Genomic DNA, 15,008 nt, shown 5'->3' on the forward strand with positions numbered 1-15,008 from the left:
GGGGACCGTCCCTACGGGACTGTCCCCCGCTTTTTTGCAAGCAGCACCGCTATTCGTGGGGACGGAACTGCCCGCTCAGCGGCCTGCGGCGGCAGTCCCCTCGGCTGCGGACCGCCCGTGTTTATTTCTTCTTGCTTTGCCAGACGCGTTGTTGCTGCTTCTTCTGGGTCTGGACCCTGTTCTGGCTTGCCTTGTACAGCGTGGTGGCGTCTTCCTTTGCACGTTCCAGCGTGCGCATCTCTTCGTTGTCATCGTGCGCAACGAAATATTCTGCGTCCTGCGCGGACACCACCAGTTTGATCGCCGAGGCGTCGTCCAGTTCGTACATTTCGGTGAGAAGCGTGGTGACTTCGTCGAGGTATTCTTCGTAGCTCAGGTAATTCATCATGGATCCATTCGGGTTAGGCCGACATGGTACAAGATCTTGCCCCTGCCCATGTAAGTGTTCGCCTCCTGCGCCGCATGCCCCGCGATGGTATGCTGCCTGCATGACTACTGACTCCGACATCGAGCTGTCCGGCCCATTTCAGGCAACGGACGGCAACGGCCGTACCCTCGACGTGAAAGCGATCCGCATTTTCGACGAGGGCTACGGGATTATCGACGTGTACGTGCACTTCTCCGCCAAGCTCGATCCCGGCGCCTACAAGGATGCGGTGCTCATCCGCCAGATCATCGACCGGCTGCGCTCGGCCGGATACAAGGGGCCGGACTTCGCGCACAGCGATCCCGGCCTGCAGGAAAGCCGCGTCATCGTTCTGGAAGCGCCCGAGGAATTCGCGGCCTTTGCCAAGAGCCGTGGCTGGAAGAACCTCGCCGAAGAGTTCGACGAATAAGCGGTCCTGCTGCTGCGGCGCTACCGCCGCAGCTTAGTGCCGCGACGGCGGCAATACGTGCCGGAACGTGGGTTCGATATTCTTCGAATGCAGGTGGCGGACGATATCCTCCAGCGTGGCGTCCTTGAGCAGCAGGCCGTCAATGTCGACGGCGCGCTGCGGCTGCGCAAGCGTCACCTCCGGCGCTACTCCCATCCTTTGTCCGAGCGTTGCCAGGCCGCGCGCAAACTGGTCCGCGCCGATGCTCAGCAAGCCTTCGAGGAAGGCGACCTGGCCGCCCAGCGCTGGCGACATCTCCAGTCCCGCATCCTCAGCGAACGACGCGCCCATACCCGGATGGATGAACGCTGCCCACTTGCCCGTGCGCTTGCTCAGGCACGGCGGCAGTTCGATGGGGGCATCAAGAGCCTCGGCTGCCATCTCGACACCGGGCACGAATGCCTGGCAAAGCAGGTGGACGAATTCCTGCGCCTGAGCCGCCGGAACGGGCGTTTCCAGGGACAGCCACAGGCGGTAGCCATCGCCGCCGGAGACGCTGACGGCAGGGGCGGGGAACGCCAGTTCCGACTGGATCGCGTTCGCCACGGTGCAGAGGCTGGTCCAGTGCTGGTCTTCGCTCCCTGGCTCCTTCCGGAACGGGATGACAATCGCCCGGACCTGGCCATCCGCATCCACAAGATCGAACTCGCTGGAGGGGCCGAGGATGTGCTGTTCGAGCGCTTCCGCCGTGACAGCGCCCGCGGGCAGGTAGAGCCGCATCAGTTCCGCGATGAGATTTTGCATGGGGTTCATGTCTCGTCACTCCGAATGGGCGATGCGCAGGCCGCCCTTGTTATCGGGCAGCCAAACTTCCGCCAGGTCCGAACTCACATCGAAGAATCCCAGGCCATGTCGGGCGGCGAGCGCAAACACCGCCTCGTGCGCGCGGTCGATCTTGTCCCAGTCGAGGAAGGTCATGTAGATGAGGGCAGGGCAGATGATGTATTCGGTGCCGGTCGGCTCATCCGAATCCGCCGGCGCGGGAGGGAACTCCGCTCCCAGGTCGGCGTAGAACGCCTGCAGCGCCGGCGCAGAATGGGCCGGGTCGTCGTAAGCCTGGTCGTCGCTCCAGTCGGTCTGCTGTTCGTACCAGTCGAGGAAGGCGGCGCGCTTTGCGGGCGCGGCCTCGGGTGCAAACACCATCAGGTCAAAGGTCATGCGTGCTCCGGTTGAGATGCGTTGCGGCTTGGCCGCTGAATGACGCGATTATTTCACGGATGGGCCGTTACGGAAAACGGAGTTGGCTGCATCCCTGTTGTCGAAAGCTGTGCCGGGCTTATATGATGCGCATCTACTGGTCCCCATCCAACGCGAGGAAGGCGCTGCAATGAACACCGATGAACTGGCGTCCTCGCTGCGTGCGGAAGCCGATGCGCTGCTGGCCCGCACTGGCATTCTGGACCTGATGGCGGAATACGGTCGCGCGCATGTGAGCGGCAGCTATAGCATGGGTTTGATGACCTGGCGCGACCTCGACATCTACCTCGAGATGTCGCCTCCCGACGCGGGCCGGTTCCTGGAACTGGGCGCCCGGATCGGCCAGGCGCTACGCCCGCGCAAGCTCTCGTTCACCGACCACCTGAACTACCCGAGTACCGAAGTCCTGCGCGGCCTTTACTGGGGCATCAAGACCGACGAGTTGTCCAGTGGCGGCTGGAAGATCGATCTATGGGGCGTTACGCCGGAAGTCAGTGCAGAGCGCCTCGCACATTGCCGCGCGATCGAAGGCAGGATGACGCCACAGGTGCGCTCCGCCATCCTGCGCATCAAGTCGGAGGTATGCCATCTGCCCGGCTATCGGGATTCGTTCACCAGCCAGGACGTCTACGATGCCGCTTTCGCAGGCGCGGACACCGTTGCCGGCTTCTGGCGCTACGTGCAGGCGCGAACCCGCGATAGTGCATAGTGCAGTACTCAACGCTTCAATGTGGTCCAATATCCCTTCAAAGTGAATTGCAGCCTGGAGAAAAGATGAAAGCACGGCTTCGCAACATGGCAGTATTCGCCACCTTCCTGTTTGCTGCGGGCGCACCGGCGCTGGCCAGTCAGCCGCTGGCCACCGAGCGCGAGATCGCGCATCTGCTTAACTACGTGGCCAGCCCGGGCTGCCAATTCAACCGCAACGGCACCTGGTATGAGGGGAGCAAGGCGCGCGAGCACCTCAAGGACAAGTACGACTACATGGCCAAGCGCAAGCTGGTGTCGAATGCCGAAAGCTTCATCGAGCGCGCGGCGTCGAGCAGCAGCATGAGCGGCAAGGCGTACCTCGTCCGCTGCGGCAGCGGAGCCGCGACGCACAGCGGACCATGGCTGATGGCGGAACTCAAGCGCTTCCGCAGCGCGGCGGCGGCCAGGTAAGCCGCGCCTACACGGGCTGGCGCATCAGTTCCGCGACTTCTGCCGCGATCTGCTGGGCGAGCTGGTGGATGTGGAAGCCGTCCACAAAGCCGTGGTGCGCCTGCACCGAAAACGGCAGATGCACGCGTCCGTGCGGCGCGTCGCGGTATTTTCCCCACGCGATCGATGGAATGTCCGGCGCCGCCACCGACATGGTCGGGTGCTGGATCGCGGTGAAGTCCAGCCACGGGATGCAGGTGACGAACACCTGCTCCCTCGCGTCGCGCGGCGACATCCTGCTGTAGGTATCGTTCAACTCCACCATGTTCACGGCCTGGTCGCGCGCGGCCAGGCTGCGTGCGACCCACTCGCGCAGGTTGTCGGTCCACTCGAACTGGGTGAAGTTCAGGTCCTGGTTCTGGTTGATCACCGTGTAGGAGGGGATCAGCCGCTCGATGCGGAAGACCTGGTCTTCCAGGAGACGGTAGCGGAAGTTCTCCACCTGCAGGGTCGCGCGCAGGATCGCGTAGAGCAGCACATGGAAGGACGGCAGGCCATGCTCGTTGCACCAGGGGCGGAAGTCGGGCAGGTCCAGCGTGAAAGCGATATTGAGCGCAGGGCTGTCCATCCGGTGGAAGAGGTCGAAGCGGTCGCGTCGCTGTTCGAATTTCTGCATGCTGTTGCTGGCTGTACGTAAAGCAGGATTGTCGCATATCGCCCGAGGGGGACGATGGGGCTAGCTGGGGTGCTGTGCCTGGGACATGTCGGTGAGCACGCGCCTGACCGAAGCGGCGCCGGGTTCCGTGTCGAGCCAGTCGAAGGGCGCCGTGTGGCCGAACACGGGATGCGGCGCGCGCAGCCACGCGACCGCTGCTTCTTCGCCGGGAAAGGCGCGAAGGGCGAGGGCAGTGACATCGGCCAGTCGCCAGATGCGTTCGGACGCGGAGGCGTCGAGGGCGCCCTTGCGCGATGCGAGCGCTTGTGCGGTGTGCGGCGAGACGCCGGCCAGGGATCGTAGGCGCGTGACTGGCAGGCCAAGGTAGGTCGCGGCGTCGGCCAGCAGGGTCGCGGGCAGGCCTTTGCGAATCAGCGAGACCGGATCGCAGCCGGGCTTGCCGAGATCGACCATGAGCTGTGCGAAGCGGTTGTCGGGATCGTGGGGCATCTGTACGTACCGGATGAGGTGGTAGCGCACAGGTTGCCACGATTCCGGCCCGCGTGGCGGCCCGATGGGAGGCTGACCGGAAACTTCCGCCGGGATGCAATCTTTGGTATTTTTATAATTGTGACGATGGGTAGGCGCCAGGGGCGCAACTATAGAGCAGTCGGGGAATACCCGCCACAAAAATGTCGCTGCCCCCCTTATTTTGGCCGCCGGGCGTGGCCCTGATACGAAAAAGTCATGCTTGGGCGCATATTTGACGTTCAACATTGCCTAATCGAAGGCTAGAATAGCGTTGCTTTGATTGGTGGACACGCCCGGGGAAGTTACAGAGGCCGTGAACCGCATCGCTTCGCCTCGCGCGACACCCATAATAAATTTAGATACTGGAGAAGACGTAGTGAGTATTTTCAGGACCAAGAATCTCGATACCATGGTGGCCGACAGCCGCTCCCCAGGCGGACTGAAGAAAGTGCTTGGTCCAACCGACCTCATTTTCATGGGCATTGGCGCGATCGTCGGCACCGGCATCTTCGTGCTCACGGGCACCGGCGCGGTTACGGCCGGCCCGGCGCTGACCCTGTCGTTCGTGGTGGCAGCGCTGGCTTGCTGCTTCGCTGCGATGTGCTATGCGGAGTTCGCCTCCACCGTGCCGGTCGCCGGCTCCATCTACACCTATAGCTACGCCACGCTGGGCGAAATCGTCGCCTGGATGATCGGCTGGGACCTGCTGCTCGAGTACGGGCTGGCAACGTCGGCCGTGTCGGTCGGCTGGTCCGGCTACTTCCAGTCGCTGCTGAGCGGGTTCGGGCTGGGACTGCCGACCGTGCTGACCGCGGCGCCGGGCGCGCTGCCGGGCGTGGAAACCTGGTTCAACCTGCCTGCACTGGTCATCATGCTGGTCCTGACCACGCTGCTGTCGTGGGGCGTGCGCGAATCGGCCCGCCTGAACAACATCCTGGTGGTGATCAAGGTCAGCGTCGTGCTGCTGTTCATCGTCGTGGGCGCCAAGCACGTGCAGCCTGCCAACTGGCAGCCGTTCATGCCGTTCGGCGTCTCGGGCGTGATGAGTGCTGCGGCACTGGTGTTCTTTGCCTTTATCGGTTTCGATGCGGTAACGTCCGCGGCGGAAGAGGTCAAGCGTCCTGAGCGCGACCTGCCGATCGGCATTATCGGTTCGCTGGTGATCTGCGCGGTGCTGTACGTGGTCGTGGCGGCCATCATGACCGGCATCGTGCCTTACCAGAAATTCCTGGGCATCGACCACCCTGTGTCGCTGGCGCTGCAGTACGCAGGCGAAAACTGGTTCGCCGGTTTCGTCGACCTGGGCGCGATCCTCGGCATGACCACCGTGATCCTGGTGATGGCTTACGGCCAGACCCGCGTGCTGTACGCCATGTCGCGCGACGGCCTGCTGCCGAAGCGCCTGTCCTCCATCAATCCGAAATACGGCACCCCGTACTTCGCGACCTGGACCGTCGGCATCATCTTCGGCGTGATCGCCGCGTTCGTGCCGCTGGGCGTGCTGGCTGAGCTGATCAACATCGGTACGCTGGCTGCATTCTGCCTGGTGTCGGTAGCAGTGATCGTGCTGCGCAAGAAGCGTCCGGACCTGCACCGCGCCTTCCGTTGCCCTGGCGTGCCGCTGGTCCCGATCCTGGCGATCGTCTTCTGCTTCGCGCTGATGACCTTCCTGAGCAAGACCACCTGGATCGCCTTCGGCATCTGGCTGGTGCTGGGCCTGGTGATCTACTTCGGCTACGCACGCCGCCGCGCGCTGCTGCATCCGGGTAACGCTCCGGCGTAATTACCACTGCGTCCCGGGCGAGGCCCGGACCGCCCAGAAGGCCCGGTCGCGTACCGGGCCTTTTTCTTTCAATTGCTCGTCGCGGGCGAAATTGAAAAGGGGACGGTTCCCCACGGAAGCCGTCCCCAATGTTCAGTAAGCGGCCAGTCGACCGCTTTCCTTACGCCGGAAAATCGATTACTTCGATGCGTCCTGGATCTTCTCGCCAGCACGCTCGACGCCCTTGCCGGTCGCACGAACCGCTTCCTTGGTCTCCTGGCGAACTTCCGCGCCAGCGCGTTCCACGTTCGCTTCCGCATGTTCCGCCGCGTGTTCGATGTTATCGCCAGCGCGCTCGGCTGCGGCATCGACATTGGCGGCGGCGCGTTCGGCTGCACGGTCGGCAGCTTCCACGCCTTCGGCGGTTTCGCGGGCGACGTTCGCGCCTGCCTCGTCGACGGCCTTGCCGGCTTCCTGCGCCGGGCCCATATCGTCACGTTTGTTGCAGCCGGTCGCCACGACAGCGACGGCCAGCATGATTGCGGTGAGAGTAGTCTTTTTCATGATTTGCTCCAAGTGGGAAATGTTGCTACTTAGCTTACACAACTCCGGAAAAACGTGCGTCACGATACGCAACAGTGCGTCAAATCCGGGGTGCCCACAAAAAAATACCTCCGGTGAGGGAGGTATAAGGATCGCCATGAAGGCTCTGCAGGAATCATGTTACGCCGCGTCGATTACGTGAACCTTAACGTGTCGTGCCAGCGAAGGATGGCGGAATCGGCCCATTTATGGCCGATTCCGCCAAACCGCTTGACCCTGTAGCGGCTACAGGGTTTGTAATGCCTCCGACCCCCATCCATACGGAGATTTGCCTCATGCCCCTGTCGAATGAACCGGCGCTGCTGTGCGCCGCTTTCCTGCTGTATTTCGCCACCGCCTTCGTGTGGCCATCCTGGCGCGTCTGGCGCCGTACGGGCATCAACCCCTACGTGCTGCCGTCCGGTGATGACGCGCACGGCTTCGTTACATCCGGGATGCGCGGCGTCGTGGCTGCCTTGTTCGTGTATGTCCTTGCGCAGGCATGCTGGCCACGCGTGGACGCGGCCCTTGGCGTGATCCCCTGGCTCGCATCTCCCGTGTGGCAGGCGGCAGGCTGGCTGGGCTTCGCGATAGCAATGTGCTGGACGATCGTGGCGCAGTTCCAGATGGGTCGGTCATGGCGCATCGGCATCGACCGCGCCCACGCCACCGGACTGGTGACGAACGGCCTGTTCGCGGTCTCGCGCAACCCCGTATTCCTGGCGATGCGGCTGTGCCTGTTCAGCCTCGTGCTGATTCGTCCCAACGCCCTGACGGCCGGGCTGTGGCTGGTGGGCGACGTGCTGATGCAGTTCCAGGTCCGCCTCGAAGAAGCGTTCCTGCGCGAACGCCACGGGGCGGCGTACGACAGCTACTGTTCACGTGTCCGCCGCTGGCTCTGAAGCGGCGCCGCAGGACATTGGAAACCGCTCAGGCCCCTTCGTCGAGGAAATTGCGGACTGCGCGTTCGATGTCGAGGCATACCCGGGTGAGGGCGATGCGCAGGTCGGCCGCTGGCATATCGCTCGCGGTTGGGTCGGGGAAATCCCACTCCAGGGTGAGCGGGGAGCCGGGCCAGGCCGGCGGACGCACACGCGCGGTTTTCGCACAGACGGAGATGACGTATTGCAGCGGGTCAGGCAGCGGGATCGAGAAGGCGTGCCATGATTTGCTCTCCAGCCCGTCGGTCGGGTAGCCGCGCTCGCGCAGCACCTCCAGGACCAGCGGGTTGACCTTTCGTGTCGGGTGGCAACCGGCGCTGTAGGCAACGTACCGGCCTTCGCCCAGTTTGTTCAATACGGACTCGGCCATGATGCTGCGGCCGGCATTGCCGGCGCTAACGAAGAGTACGGACTGGGCTTCTGAAACGGTAGACAAAGGAACGCCTTAAGCTGCCCCGGCAACAAGCCGGTCTTGGATTTTCGACACGCGGGATTCTAATGGGCATGCATATATCAGATTGTAGGCAATGTCCTCGCGGTTTTGTAGTCTTAGTCCTACAATTTTTTGCATGGAGACCGGCTGCCTAAGCGCGCGCGGACTCCCTCGCCAGCTTCACGAAGGCGTCCACCAGCGGCGCCTGGTCGTCCTTGCGGTGCGCCAGCAGCAGTGCCGTCGTTGCCCCCGCGTCGGATAAGGGCCGGTAGCACACGCCGTCCATGTTGATCCGGTCGAACGATGCCGGCAGCACGGACACGCCGCATCCTGCCGCCACCAGCGCGATGATGGTCGAGGCCTCCTTCGCTTCCTGCGCGATCTGCGGCGCATAGCCCGCATCGCTGCACAGCCTGAAGATCTGGTGGTAGATGCTGGTGCCGGCACTGCGCGGATACATCACGAAGGGCAGGTGCTCCAGCTCGCGCATCGCGACCTTCTTCCTGCGCGCGATGGGCAGGCGCTCGGGCAGCACTGCCATGAGGCGGTCGCGCCGCAGTTCGGCGGCGGCCAGGCTGTCGGGCAAGGCGCGTTCCGGCGGACGAATGAATGCGAGGTCGAGTTCGCGCTGCTCAAGCGCTTCGAGCTGGGGCGCCGTCGCCATCTCGTGCAGCGTCAGGCTGACTGCGGGGTACTCGCTGCGGTAACGGTTGATCACGGTCGCGAACAACGGCGTGAGCGGCGTCGTGAAGGTGAAGCCGATACGCAGCTCGCCCGCTTCGCCGCGTTGCGCCCGGCGCGCGGTCTCGGACGCCTGCTCCGCCATCGCCAGGATGCGGCGCGCATCGGCCAGGAACAGTTTGCCGGCATCGGTCAGCCGCACCGAGCGGCGCGTACGGGCAAACAGCTGCGCGCCGACGTCGGCTTCCAGCGCCTGGATCGATTGGCTGAGCGGCGGCTGTCCGATGTGCAGCCGCTCGGCCGCACGCGTGAAGTGCAGTTCTTCCGCGACGGCGATGAAGTAGCGGAGGTGGCGCAGTTCCATGATTGATCGTTTTATTCGATAAGTAATGCGGGAAATATATATTGGACTGTATTAAAGCGCAAACTTAAGATGGGCTTCGTTCCAAGGAGGTCCCGATGTCCAATGCCGCAATTGCCGGAAGCCCGCGTTTCAAAAGCATCAACCGCGCCATGTTGTTTGGCGGCCTGGCCACGTTCTCGCTGCTGTATTGCGTGCAGCCGCTGATGCCGCTGCTGGCCGCGCAATTTGCGCTGACTGCCGCGCAGGGCAGCTGGGTGCTGTCCATTTCCACGCTGACGCTGGCCGTGTCCCTGGTCGTGAGCGGTGCGCTGTCGGACCGGATCGGCCGCAAGCCGCTGATGGCCGGTGCCATGGCCGCCGCCAGCGTGCTGACCGTGCTGTGCGCGTTCGCGCAGGATTACATGCAGCTCCTGGTGCTGCGCGCGCTGCTCGGCGTGGCGCTGGGCGGCATGCCGGCGGTGGCGATGGCCTACCTGGCCGAGGAAATCGACCGTCCCTCGCTGGGCATCTCGATGGGCATGTACATTGGCGGCAGCGCATTGGGCGGCATGCTCGCCCGTGTGCTGGTGTCGATCGGCAGCGACCTGCTGTCATGGCGGATCGCGCTGGCCGCTGCCGGTGCGGCGGGCCTCTACGCTGCGTGGGAATTCTGCCGCAGCCTTCCGGCGCAGGCCAACTTCCGGCCGGCGCGTCCCGGCCTGCGCGCGCTGGCGGACGGCGCCCGCGCGCATTTCAGCGACGAGGGGCTGCGCTGGCTGTTCGCGCTTGGTCTGCTGGTCATGGGTGTCTTCGTCAGTCTGTACAACTGCATCAGCTACCGGCTGCTCGGAGCGCCGTTCGGGCTCGGTCATGGCGCCGTCGGTGCCATCTCGGTGCTTTACACGATCGGCATCTACAGTTCGGTATGGGCGGGCCGCATGGCCGACCGCTACGGGCGCCGCAACGTGCTGTGGATGGTGCTGGCGCTGATGATGGCGGGGCTGGTGCTCACCTTGTCCTCGTCGCTGGCGGTCGTAATCGGCGGGCTGGCGCTGGTGACCTTCTGCTTTTTCGCCGCGCACTCGATCGCAAGCAGCTGGGTGGGGCTGCGGGCGAGGGCGCCGCAGGCGCTGGCGTCCGCGCTGTACCTGTTCTTCTATTACCTGGGCGGCAGCCTGGTGGCCTGGGTCGCGGGGATGGCGTGGGACGCGGCTGGCTGGACCGGCGTGGTGTCGCTGCTGCTCGCCACGCTGGGCGCGGCCATGCTGGTTGCCCTGCGCCTGCGCGGGTTGGCTCCCATCGCCGCACGCGCACCGGCGTAAGCCGCGCGCCTGGCCGGGATCAGTGGCCTACCAGGTGCGCATGCCACAAGGGCCGGTCCGTGCCGGGGTCGAGCAGGTAGTCGAGCTTCCCCGCGATGATGGTCGCCACCGGCAGCCCGTCCCTGAACAGCACGCGGTTGCCCGCCAGCGCCGGGACCTTGTCGCCCGCAAGCAGCGTGCCGGACAGGTTGAGCGGATCGACGCCGGAGATGGTCACCAGCGTGCCGTCCTGCGGTCGCCGCCGCACTTCGCGCAGCAGCGGGATCGCCTCCGGCAGCGCGAACTGCTCGCCCGAGAAACCGGCGACAAAGCGCCCGCCGCGAATGTCCCCGCGCGCTTCGAGCCGGTGGTACACCGGCTGCAGTTCGCGCCACGATGGCATCCACGAGGCCTCGCGCTCCAGCAGCCGCCAGAACACGACGCCGTAGCGCCGCAGCAGCGTCATGGCGACATGCTCCAGCGTTTCCGGATCGGTGCGCGGCTTGCGGGCCGGGCGGCCATCTGATGGTGCGGGAGGGGGCGGGTCGCCTCTCCGAACCAGCGCCCAGCGTCCCGCTTCCTCCATCGACGGACCCGCGCCACGGCGGCGCCGCTTGTCATTGCTGGCGCGCTTGGTCGCGGGCAGCAGCATCGCGCGCATGCCGGCGAAGCTGTCGGCGTTGACCAGGCCTGTCGCCACGAGTTCGCCGAGCGCGTTCTCCAGTTCCACCGGCAGCAGGCGCGCGTCGTGCTGCAGTTCGTCGAAAAACATGGCGCCATGCTGGCGCAGCGCATCGAGCACCAGCGCAGCGCGGGACGATACTTCCGGCGGGGCGCCCGGACCGGGCAGCGCAAGCCATCGCGCGGCCTGGCGGCGCGGCAGCAGCACGATCGGCGTGCTGCGCACCGGACCGCCTGACGCCGACAGAGGCGCGCCGATGCGCGTCCACACCAGTTTCCCTGACCGGCACAGTTCATCCAGCCACAGGATCGAGTAGTCGCGCAGCCTCAGGGCGAGCAGGTCGCTTTCCCATGCGCCGGCGGCCGCTTCGTAGCCTTCCAGCTGCGCCAGGACTTCGGGGAGCGCATCCTGCCCCTGCAGTTGCGTGTCGCGCGTCAGGTGCTGCCAGTCGAACAAAAAGCGCATGAAGTCCTGCTGCTCGACAGGCTCGATCTCGCGCCGCAGGCTGCGGATCGTGTAGCGGTGGATGCGCGCGAGCAGGTGGCGTTCGCTCCATTCCTCTTCCGTTGTCCCCGGCGTGAAGCGGCCGCGCATCACATAGCCTTCGCTTTCCAGCTGTGCGAGTGCGATCGCGACGGCGCTTTCCGGCAGCGCCATGGCGGCGGCGATGTGCGCAAGCGGCTGCGGTCCGAAGCCGGTCAGGCGCGCGCGCACGATCTCCACCAGCGCGCTGTCGCGCGACCAGGGTGCGTCGCCATTGCCGCGATGGCTTTCCGGGATCGTCAGGGCCGGCGTCGCCGTGGCCTCGGGGTAGGCCGCCTGCAGGCAGTCCAGCCGCTCGAGCGGCACCCAGAAATCGACGCCGGCGTCGCCTCGCAAGCGCGTCACGCGGCCGCTTTCGGCCAGCTGTTCCAGCCACCTTGGCCAGCCGTCCTGCGCGAGCGCCTCGGCGCGGGTGATGAACGACAGCGCGACCAGGGCTTCCTGCACCTCGTCGCTGTTGCGCGCCTGCGGCCAAGCTTCGGCGGCGACGCTGGCGATCGCATCCGCGTCGAGCGCGCCCAGGTCGTCCGGGGATTCGGGATCGCTCCAGCGGCGGCTGCGCACCGCCTGCGTGCGGCGCTCCTCCAGCGGCGCATCGTCGAGGAAGGCGTACGGGTTGGCGTTGAGGATCTCGGCCGCCAGCGGCGAGGGCGCGGGCAGGTCGCGCGCGAGCAGGCGCACGTCGCCGGCTTCGATGCGGCGCAGCAGGGCCAGCCAGCCGTCGCTGTCCATCGCATCGTGCAGGCAGTCGTCCAGGGTCTGATCGACCAGCGGATGGCTGGGCAGTTCGCGCTCGCCGACGACGTTTTCCAGGCACGCCGCCTGGTCGGGGAAGACCGACGCCAGCAGGTCGTCGCTCTTCATGCGCTGCAGCTGCGGCGCCACCTTGCGCCCGCCGGTAAATCTCGGAAGCGCCAGGGCGGTCGTGGCGTTCCAGCGCCACCGCACATTGAACATGGGCGCATCGAGCAGGGCCTGGACCAGGATATGCTCCGCGGTGGAGGAGCGCAGGTAGCGCCACACCTCGTCCAGCGGGAAGCTGTGGCTGGTGGACAGCGACAGGATGATCGCATCTTCCGTCGCCGCCGCCTGCAGCTCGAAATTGAAGGTGCGGCAGAAGCGCTTGCGCAGCGCCAGCCCCCATGCGCGGTTGATGCGGCTGCCGAACGGCGCGTGCAGGACCAGCTGCATGCCGCCCGACTCGTCGAAGAAGCGCTCCATCACCAGCGTGTCCTGGGTCGGCAGCGCGCCGAGCGCGGCGCGCGAGCGCGCCAGGTACTCGACAATCTGGCGCGCGGCTTCCTCGTGCAGGCCCAGGTGCTCGTCCAGCCAGGCCACGGCACGGTCGAGTCCGGCACCTTTATCCGAAAAACCCGTTGGGCCGATTCCTAAAAAGGTGCCAGACCCCACGGCGGGGCTGTCGAATGGGGACGGGACTCCCGCTGCGGCATTTTCCGAAGGCGAAGTTGGGACGGTTCCTAACAAGGTGCCTGACCCCGGGGTTGGGTTTTCTGAAGGGGGGTAGGTGAGTTCGTGTTCGATGGCGGCGCGCAGGCGGGCGACGCCGGCCGACAGTTCGTCGCTGCGGCCCGGGGCTTCGCCCAGCCAGAACGGGATGCTGGGGGCGGCGCCGTGGGCGTCTTCGACGCGCACCTTGCCGGCGTCGACTTTCAGGATGCGGTAGGAGGTGTTCCCGAGCTGGAAGACGTCGCCGGCCATGCTCTCGACCGCAAAGTCTTCGTTGACGGTGCCGACCGAGTGGCCCTGCGGTTCGAGCAGGACGGTGTAGTCGGCGTTGTCGGGAATGGTGCCCCCGGAGGTGACGGCGGCGAGCTTGCCGCCGCGCCGGCCGCGCAAGGTGCCGGCGGCGGCGTCGCGGTGCAGGTAGGCGCCGCGCACGCCGTTGCGGGTGGTGTAGCCCTCGGCCAGCATGCGCAGGATGGCGTCGTAGCGCGCGCGTTCCAGGCTGGCGTAGGGGTAGGCGCGGCGTACCAGTTCATACAGGTCGTCCTCGCGCCATTCGCGCGAGGAGACTTCGGCGACGATCTGCTGCGCCAGCACGTCGAGCGGAGCGCGCGGGATGCGCAGGGCATCGAGCTCGCCGCGCCGCACGCAATCGAGCAGGGCGGCGCATTCGATGAGGTCATCGCGCGACGTGGGGAACAGGCGGCCTTTCGGGATGCCGCCGACGTGGTGGCCGGAGCGGCCTACCCGCTGCAGGAAGGAGGCGATGCTGCGCGGGGAGCCGACCTGGCACACGAGGTCGACGTCGCCGATGTCGATGCCAAGTTCGAGCGAGGCGGTGGCGATCAGGACGCGCAGGTCGCCGCGCTTGAGGCGCTGTTCGGCATCGAGCCGGTATTCCTTGGCCAGGCTGCCGTGGTGCGCGGCGACGTGTTCCGCTCCCAGCCGCTCTCCCAGGTGGCGCGCGATGCGTTCGGCCATGCGCCGCGTGTTGACGAAGATGAGCGTGGTCTTGTGCTGGACCGCCAGTTCGGCCATGCGGTCGTATACGCGGTCCCACACTTCGTTGGGCATGACCGCCTCCAGCGGCACCGGCGGCAGTTCGAGCCCCAGGTCGCGCGCACGCACGTGGCCGACGTCGACCACGGCGCAGTCGCCCCCGCCGCGCCCGACCAGGTAGTCGGCCACCAGCGACAGCGGTTTCTGGGTGGCGGACAGGCCGATGCGCACCGGCCGGCGTCCACACAACGCGTCCAGGCGTTCGAGGCTGAGGGCGAGGTGGCTACCGCGCTTGCTGCCGGCGACGGCGTGGATCTCGTCGACGATCACGGTGCGCACGGTCGACAGCATGGCGCGCCCGCTGTCCGATCCGAGCAGCACGTACAGCGATTCGGGCGTGGTGACGAGGATGTGCGGCGGCCGTTTGCGCATGGCGTTGCGTTCGGCCGTCGTGGTGTCGCCGGTCCGCACCGCGGTGCGGATGCCATGCGGGGGCAGTCCCAGTGCGGCCAGTTGCGCGCCGATGCCGGCCAGCGGCGCGTCGAGGTTCAGGCGGATGTCGTTCGACAGCGCCTTCAAGGGCGACACGTACAGCACCTGCGTTTCGTCCGGCAGGGCGGCCTCGCTGCTCTCCTGCACCAGCGCGTCGATGGCGGCCAGGAAGGCGGTCAGCGTCTTGCCCGATCCGGTCGGCGCCGCCACCAGGGTTGGACGGCCGGCCTGGATCAGCGGCCAGGCGCGCCGCTGCGCCTCGGTCGCCGCCGGGAAGGACGCGCCGAACCACGCGGCGACAGCCGGGTGAAAGTCCTTCCAGATGCTGTCCAGTGGCATGCGCTCATTCGTCCAGTGCAGGTCCCCAATTCTAGCAACAAGCCGGGA

15 protein-coding genes are annotated in these 15,008 nt (G+C 66.0%); 6 read left to right on the plus strand and 9 right to left on the minus strand.

Annotation, left to right across the window (positions count from 1 at the left end; translation table 11 throughout):
* Positions 1-121: 121 nt before the first annotated feature.
* Complete coding sequence (locus tag ACFSQR_RS17840) at positions 122-388, minus strand: hypothetical protein (protein ID WP_377731368.1); 267 nt, start codon at positions 386-388, stop codon at positions 122-124.
* A 100-nt stretch (positions 389-488) separates the two neighbouring features.
* Between ACFSQR_RS17840 and ACFSQR_RS17845 the strand changes: the two genes are divergently transcribed.
* A complete protein-coding gene (locus ACFSQR_RS17845; RefSeq protein ID WP_377731369.1) occupies positions 489-836 on the plus strand; it encodes a hypothetical protein in 348 nt (115 codons plus the stop codon).
* Between the two features lie 33 nt (positions 837-869).
* Here ACFSQR_RS17845 and ACFSQR_RS17850 read toward each other — a convergent pair whose 3' ends face one another.
* A complete protein-coding gene (locus ACFSQR_RS17850) occupies positions 870-1,619 on the minus strand; it encodes a hypothetical protein (RefSeq protein ID WP_377731370.1) in 750 nt (249 codons plus the stop codon).
* 15 nt (positions 1,620-1,634) lie between these two features.
* A complete protein-coding gene (locus tag ACFSQR_RS17855; protein ID WP_377731371.1) occupies positions 1,635-2,033 on the minus strand; it encodes a hypothetical protein in 399 nt (132 codons plus the stop codon).
* Positions 2,034-2,202: 169 nt separating this feature from the next.
* Between ACFSQR_RS17855 and ACFSQR_RS17860 the strand changes: the two genes are divergently transcribed.
* Positions 2,203-2,781: a hypothetical protein gene (locus ACFSQR_RS17860; RefSeq protein WP_377731372.1), complete on the plus strand. Its 579-nt coding sequence runs from the start codon at positions 2,203-2,205 to the stop codon at positions 2,779-2,781.
* Positions 2,782-2,846: 65 nt separating this feature from the next.
* The gene (locus ACFSQR_RS17865) at positions 2,847-3,233 is read left to right on the plus strand and encodes a DUF5329 domain-containing protein (protein WP_377731373.1); all 387 of its coding nucleotides are present in this window, start codon (positions 2,847-2,849) and stop codon (positions 3,231-3,233) included.
* A 7-nt stretch (positions 3,234-3,240) separates the two neighbouring features.
* Here ACFSQR_RS17865 and ACFSQR_RS17870 read toward each other — a convergent pair whose 3' ends face one another.
* The gene (locus tag ACFSQR_RS17870) at positions 3,241-3,888 is read right to left on the minus strand and encodes a CatA-like O-acetyltransferase (RefSeq protein ID WP_377731374.1); all 648 of its coding nucleotides are present in this window, start codon (positions 3,886-3,888) and stop codon (positions 3,241-3,243) included.
* A 60-nt stretch (positions 3,889-3,948) separates the two neighbouring features.
* Positions 3,949-4,377, minus strand: coding sequence for an antitoxin Xre-like helix-turn-helix domain-containing protein (locus ACFSQR_RS17875; RefSeq protein ID WP_377731375.1), 429 nt, complete (start codon positions 4,375-4,377; stop codon positions 3,949-3,951).
* 397 nt (positions 4,378-4,774) lie between these two features.
* Here ACFSQR_RS17875 and ACFSQR_RS17880 point away from each other — a divergent pair, with 397 nt between their 5' ends.
* Positions 4,775-6,181 carry an amino acid permease gene (locus ACFSQR_RS17880; protein ID WP_377731377.1) on the plus strand — a complete coding sequence of 469 codons (1,407 nt, stop codon included), beginning with the start codon at positions 4,775-4,777 and terminating at the stop codon, positions 6,179-6,181.
* Between the two features lie 177 nt (positions 6,182-6,358).
* Here ACFSQR_RS17880 and ACFSQR_RS17885 read toward each other — a convergent pair whose 3' ends face one another.
* Positions 6,359-6,724, minus strand: a complete 366-nt coding sequence (locus ACFSQR_RS17885) for a hypothetical protein (RefSeq protein ID WP_377731378.1) — start codon at positions 6,722-6,724, stop codon at positions 6,359-6,361.
* A 314-nt stretch (positions 6,725-7,038) separates the two neighbouring features.
* Between ACFSQR_RS17885 and ACFSQR_RS17890 the strand changes: the two genes are divergently transcribed.
* Positions 7,039-7,644: a methyltransferase family protein gene (locus tag ACFSQR_RS17890; RefSeq protein ID WP_377731379.1), complete on the plus strand. Its 606-nt coding sequence runs from the start codon at positions 7,039-7,041 to the stop codon at positions 7,642-7,644.
* A gap of 28 nt (positions 7,645-7,672) precedes the next feature.
* Here the strand turns inward: ACFSQR_RS17890 and ACFSQR_RS17895 are convergent, their stop codons facing one another.
* A complete protein-coding gene (locus tag ACFSQR_RS17895) occupies positions 7,673-8,119 on the minus strand; it encodes an arsenate reductase ArsC (protein WP_377731381.1) in 447 nt (148 codons plus the stop codon).
* A 148-nt stretch (positions 8,120-8,267) separates the two neighbouring features.
* Positions 8,268-9,161, minus strand: a complete 894-nt coding sequence (locus ACFSQR_RS17900; RefSeq protein ID WP_377731382.1) for a LysR substrate-binding domain-containing protein — start codon at positions 9,159-9,161, stop codon at positions 8,268-8,270.
* Positions 9,162-9,256: 95 nt separating this feature from the next.
* Between ACFSQR_RS17900 and ACFSQR_RS17905 the strand changes: the two genes are divergently transcribed.
* The gene (locus tag ACFSQR_RS17905) at positions 9,257-10,462 is read left to right on the plus strand and encodes an MFS transporter (protein WP_377731383.1); all 1,206 of its coding nucleotides are present in this window, start codon (positions 9,257-9,259) and stop codon (positions 10,460-10,462) included.
* A gap of 19 nt (positions 10,463-10,481) precedes the next feature.
* Here the strand turns inward: ACFSQR_RS17905 and ACFSQR_RS17910 are convergent, their stop codons facing one another.
* Positions 10,482-14,960 carry a DEAD/DEAH box helicase gene (locus ACFSQR_RS17910; RefSeq protein WP_377731384.1) on the minus strand — a complete coding sequence of 1,493 codons (4,479 nt, stop codon included), beginning with the start codon at positions 14,958-14,960 and terminating at the stop codon, positions 10,482-10,484.
* Positions 14,961-15,008: the final 48 nt, after the last annotated feature.

This window comes from Pseudoduganella sp. GCM10020061 (assembly GCF_042683405.1).
Lineage (GTDB): Bacteria > Pseudomonadota > Gammaproteobacteria > Burkholderiales > Burkholderiaceae_D > Telluria.

Bases quoted from the DNA above. Each gene is read 5' to 3' on its own strand.
- ACFSQR_RS17840 (WP_377731368.1), bottom strand. From the start codon at position 388: ATGATGAATTACCTGAGCTACGAAGAATACCTCGACGAAGTCACCACG.
- ACFSQR_RS17845 (WP_377731369.1), top strand. From the start codon at position 489: ATGACTACTGACTCCGACATCGAGCTGTCCGGCCCATTTCAGGCAACG.
- ACFSQR_RS17850 (WP_377731370.1), bottom strand. From the start codon at position 1,619: ATGCAAAATCTCATCGCGGAACTGATGCGGCTCTACCTGCCCGCGGGC.
- ACFSQR_RS17855 (WP_377731371.1), bottom strand. From the start codon at position 2,033: ATGACCTTTGACCTGATGGTGTTTGCACCCGAGGCCGCGCCCGCAAAG.
- ACFSQR_RS17860 (WP_377731372.1), top strand. From the start codon at position 2,203: ATGAACACCGATGAACTGGCGTCCTCGCTGCGTGCGGAAGCCGATGCG.
- ACFSQR_RS17865 (WP_377731373.1), top strand. From the start codon at position 2,847: ATGAAAGCACGGCTTCGCAACATGGCAGTATTCGCCACCTTCCTGTTT.
- ACFSQR_RS17870 (WP_377731374.1), bottom strand. From the start codon at position 3,888: ATGCAGAAATTCGAACAGCGACGCGACCGCTTCGACCTCTTCCACCGG.
- ACFSQR_RS17875 (WP_377731375.1), bottom strand. From the start codon at position 4,377: ATGCCCCACGATCCCGACAACCGCTTCGCACAGCTCATGGTCGATCTC.
- ACFSQR_RS17885 (WP_377731378.1), bottom strand. From the start codon at position 6,724: ATGAAAAAGACTACTCTCACCGCAATCATGCTGGCCGTCGCTGTCGTG.
- ACFSQR_RS17890 (WP_377731379.1), top strand. From the start codon at position 7,039: ATGCCCCTGTCGAATGAACCGGCGCTGCTGTGCGCCGCTTTCCTGCTG.
- ACFSQR_RS17900 (WP_377731382.1), bottom strand. From the start codon at position 9,161: ATGGAACTGCGCCACCTCCGCTACTTCATCGCCGTCGCGGAAGAACTG.
- ACFSQR_RS17905 (WP_377731383.1), top strand. From the start codon at position 9,257: ATGTCCAATGCCGCAATTGCCGGAAGCCCGCGTTTCAAAAGCATCAAC.
- ACFSQR_RS17910 (WP_377731384.1), bottom strand. From the start codon at position 14,960: ATGCCACTGGACAGCATCTGGAAGGACTTTCACCCGGCTGTCGCCGCG.